This is a genomic window from Streptosporangiales bacterium (assembly GCA_009379955.1).
Lineage (GTDB): Bacteria > Actinomycetota > Actinomycetes > Streptosporangiales > WHST01 > WHST01.
The window spans coordinates 1-3,364 of sequence record WHST01000221.1 but is presented as its reverse complement, the minus strand read 5'-3'; the positions used below and the strand labels follow the sequence as shown (position 1 = coordinate 3,364).

The 3,364-nt window shown below is 68.1% G+C and carries 3 protein-coding genes; all 3 read right to left on the bottom strand.

All coding sequences use genetic code 11. From position 1 onward, the window contains the following. Positions 1-296: 296 nt before the first annotated feature. The 3 genes from GEV10_31995 to GEV10_31985 are packed head-to-tail and all read right to left on the bottom strand — an operon-like array spanning position 297 to position 1,899. Positions 297-1,142 (bottom strand): helix-turn-helix domain-containing protein, encoded by an 846-nt coding sequence (locus GEV10_31995; protein ID MQA83023.1) that lies wholly within the window; start codon positions 1,140-1,142, stop codon positions 297-299. A gap of 30 nt (positions 1,143-1,172) precedes the next feature. After that, positions 1,173-1,685 carry a hypothetical protein gene (locus GEV10_31990; protein ID MQA83022.1) on the bottom strand — a complete coding sequence of 171 codons (513 nt, stop codon included), beginning with the start codon at positions 1,683-1,685 and terminating at the stop codon, positions 1,173-1,175. Then, positions 1,666-1,899 (bottom strand): hypothetical protein, encoded by a 234-nt coding sequence (locus GEV10_31985; GenBank protein ID MQA83021.1) that lies wholly within the window; start codon positions 1,897-1,899, stop codon positions 1,666-1,668. Before GEV10_31985 ends, GEV10_31990 begins: the two co-directional genes overlap by 20 nt. Between the last annotated feature and the right edge of the window lie 1,465 nt (positions 1,900-3,364).

The window sequence follows — 3,364 nt, the reverse complement described above, 5'->3', positions numbered from 1 at the left end:
CACGCCGGCACGGTGAACCGGCCGGGCCTCGGGGCTGATCCGCGGCCGGTCACCAGCTCAGACGTTGTTCCAGACGGGGACGTGGTACTTCTCGGCGAGGCACATCGGGCACGGGAGCCGGTTGCCGTGCGGCTCGCACCGCTCATCCTCCTGGTCGCACACACGGCAGGGCAGCGGCAGCCCGTGACGGGTGCACAAGTCGCTGCTGGCGTCTTGCCCCGATGTCGTCATGACCAGGACGCTACGGGGGATGAGTGGAGGGGATCTATGAGTATGCCGACATATGCCAGCTTGGTTCAGGCATGAATGTCGAAGTCGGCGAGAGCCGAGGTGATGAGATCTCGGGCGGAGTGGCCGTAAACGGCCATCGACGCGAGGTTCGCGAATGCTGCGGTGTAGAGCCGGATCTCGCTCGGCGCGGTAATGGTGATCAGCGCGGACAGCAGTTCAACCCGGACCTCGGCGTCGTCGTACATGGTGAACATCTCCACCGGCCACTGCGGCAAGTCGGCGTCGACCGGAACGATGCCCAGCGAGACCGACGGTAGGGACATAACCGCGAGCAGGTGGCGTAGCTGCCCAGCCATCACCTCAGGGCCACCGACACTGCGGCGGAGCACGGATTGCTCGAGTACGAACGCGAATCGGTGGCCTCCTTCGTGAAGACGGCGTTGCCGCGCTACTCGCGCGTCGGCCGCTTCGGGCACGTCATTCGGGGCGTCCGACATCGAGTCGAGCAATGCGGTCACGTAGTCCCGTGTCTGGACCATCCCAGGGATGAGCTGGGAGCTGTAAACGCGCATCAACCTGGTGCGCTCGTGCAGCGGCACGTAGGACTCTTGGAGGCGACGCAGCCCGGCGCGCTGCAGCCGCTGCCACTGCACGTACGCGTCCTCGACCGTGCGGAGTGCATCGACGAGGTCGGCGGCCTGGTGGTCGGCGCCACACGCCCGACACCACGCCTGCACGTCCGCGATCGACGGTGGCCGGATCGCGTTCTCGATTCGTGACACCTTGCTCTGATGCCACCCGAGATCGGCCGCCAGCCCTACACCGGTCAGGCCAGCGTCCACTCGCAGGTCACGAAGCCGATTCGCGAGCCCACGTAGCTGCGCCTGAGCCGACGAGGACGGGTTAGACATGCCACCAGTGTCCCGCCTGCGGTGATGTACTCAGCGAGGGTGGTAGTCCTCGTGAGGGATGGCCCGTTCCCACACTGCCTCGAACGCCGAACTGCACAGCTTCACGACGGCGGGCTCCTCGGTCAGCTCGTCACGAAGGTGGCGACCGTCGCCGGCGAAGTGTCCGAACCGCACCTGCCGGTCGTCGAGTATCCAGCAGTCGTTTCCTGGCAGAGCCAGGTCGGATGCTCGGTCGCGAGGCAGCCACCGTACGAGCTCGCCGGCGGCTACGTTAAGCGCGTCGGTGGCCTCATACTCGTGCCGGATGTGGTCTGTGATCGGCTCGCTGATGATCCGCGCCCGCCGCATCACAACCCCGTGTGCGACGGTCTCTCGCACGAGCTCGTGCCACCGCTGTTCATCCTCGCCGGCAAGCCAGTCGATCTGCTCACCGGCGAGCCACCGCTGGAAGACCGGGTCGTCGGGCGTGTACGTGTCGCGCATCTCGAGGTGGACAGCTGAGCGGCTACACGCCGCGAGTAGCTCAGCGAACGGCTTCGGCACCCAGCTTCTCCAAGATCAGCTCGCGCATGCTTGCCGGCAGGCGCACGATCATCTCGTTCTCGGCGAGCGGGCTGTGTTCCGCGGCTGTCGCCAGCGTCGCCGGGTCGGTCTCGATCCAACCCTGGATGAGCAGGTCACCGGTCTCGTCATCGACGAAGACCGCAGGGCAGTTCTCGACCTTCGAATCAGGGTTCTTGCACAGGAACCGGATCATGGTCGCTCCTCCCGAGTACACGCGTTGTGTGCGTCCCGTGATGATCGGCTACGCCGGAGCGCACGGTCAATACGAACGGGGGATGCACGGCATAATCCGGCATACGCCTTGACAAGGCCGGCCTAACTCGCACTGTCGTCGTGGACGAGTTGCCGGAGCTCGCCGACGCGGCACGCGTGGCGAACGCCCGTCGGCGTGTCGGCCGCGTTCTGGATCACCCGGTACCAGTGGAACCCGAACAGGTACTCGATCTGGCGTGCCTGCTCCCAGACCGTCCGCTGGAAGCGGGTCAGGACGCAGCCGGCGGCGATCGCGAGCTGGGGCCGGCGGCGGTCCCGGCTGCATCGGCGGCTGGGGTGGGACGTGGTGCGTCATGGTGGTGCCCTTCTGGTTGAGTGCGTGACTTGCTATGGGGCGGGCACCTGCGATCGAGTGTCCGCCGCCGGTCTTGGGAGGGTGCTGCTTCTGAGAGACGCGACCGGGCGGCTACCGTCCGGCGTCTATCCGATCCGGCTCGACCGAGCCGCGGTAGGAGGACCAGGCGTTGTGCCGGGCCATCGACTCAGACGAGTTGCTGTACACGTGGTACAAGTCGCCGAGGAGGTCGACCCCTCGGCTGTCTTGGCCGTCGTCGTCGGTGAACGCGATGCCGTGTGCGGTCAGGTAGGCGGCGAGCTCGTCGACGCGGGCCCTGTCGTCGCGGGCAAGGGGGACCAGGAAGCTCCCCCGGGTACGCCGGCGTGGGGATCGCGGGGTGCTTATCGAGGAGGTCGGCGAGCTGTCGGAGCTTCGCGGTGAACTCGGCGCGAGTCGTGGCGGTCACGACTGGTCGCACTCGACGCGGCCGATCTCGGCGGCGGCCTGGTCGATGGCCAGCTCGCCGGAGTGGATCCGCTCCATGATCCGAACGGCGCTGGTCGGCGGCTCGTACCGCCACGTGCCCTGCTCGTGCACGAACGTGAACACCGAGGAGACCGTCTCGCCGTTGATGCGCTGCGTGGTGTGGACGGTTGCGCGGTCGCCGTGGATGTCGACGGCGCCGACGAGGTAGCCGGTCGCGTCCGGGCAGGGGACGGGCGGGCACGTCTCGTCGGTGAGGTCGATGTAGTCGCGCTCGCCGAGGAGCCGCGTCGGGTACGCCGACCAGGTGTCGCGGAAGGCGGCGTAGTCGCCTTCCGCCCCACGCGTCGAGCGACGCCTGTGCGGCGGCGCGGGCGGCCTGCTCGGGCAGGGCGGCGCGTACGCCTACGGCGATGCCTGCGATGGCGAGCTGTCCCGCTCGCATGTCCGGGGACGGTCTGGGAGGAGCAAGGGCTCCGGCCCTGGCGGGTCCGAGGGGTCCATTCCTGGTCCTGCCGGGGCCGGGACGTGGCGGCCGCCACGCCGGCACGGTGAACCGGCCGGGCCTCGGGGCTGATCCGCGGCCGGTCACCAGCTCAGACGTTGTTCCAGACGGGGACGTGGT

Excerpts from the sequence above, each read along its gene's own strand:
- GEV10_31985 (MQA83021.1), bottom strand. The coding sequence starts at position 1,899 with ATGATCCGGTTCCTGTGCAAGAACCCTGATTCGAAGGTCGAGAACTGC.
- GEV10_31995 (MQA83023.1), bottom strand. The coding sequence starts at position 1,142 with ATGTCTAACCCGTCCTCGTCGGCTCAGGCGCAGCTACGTGGGCTCGCG.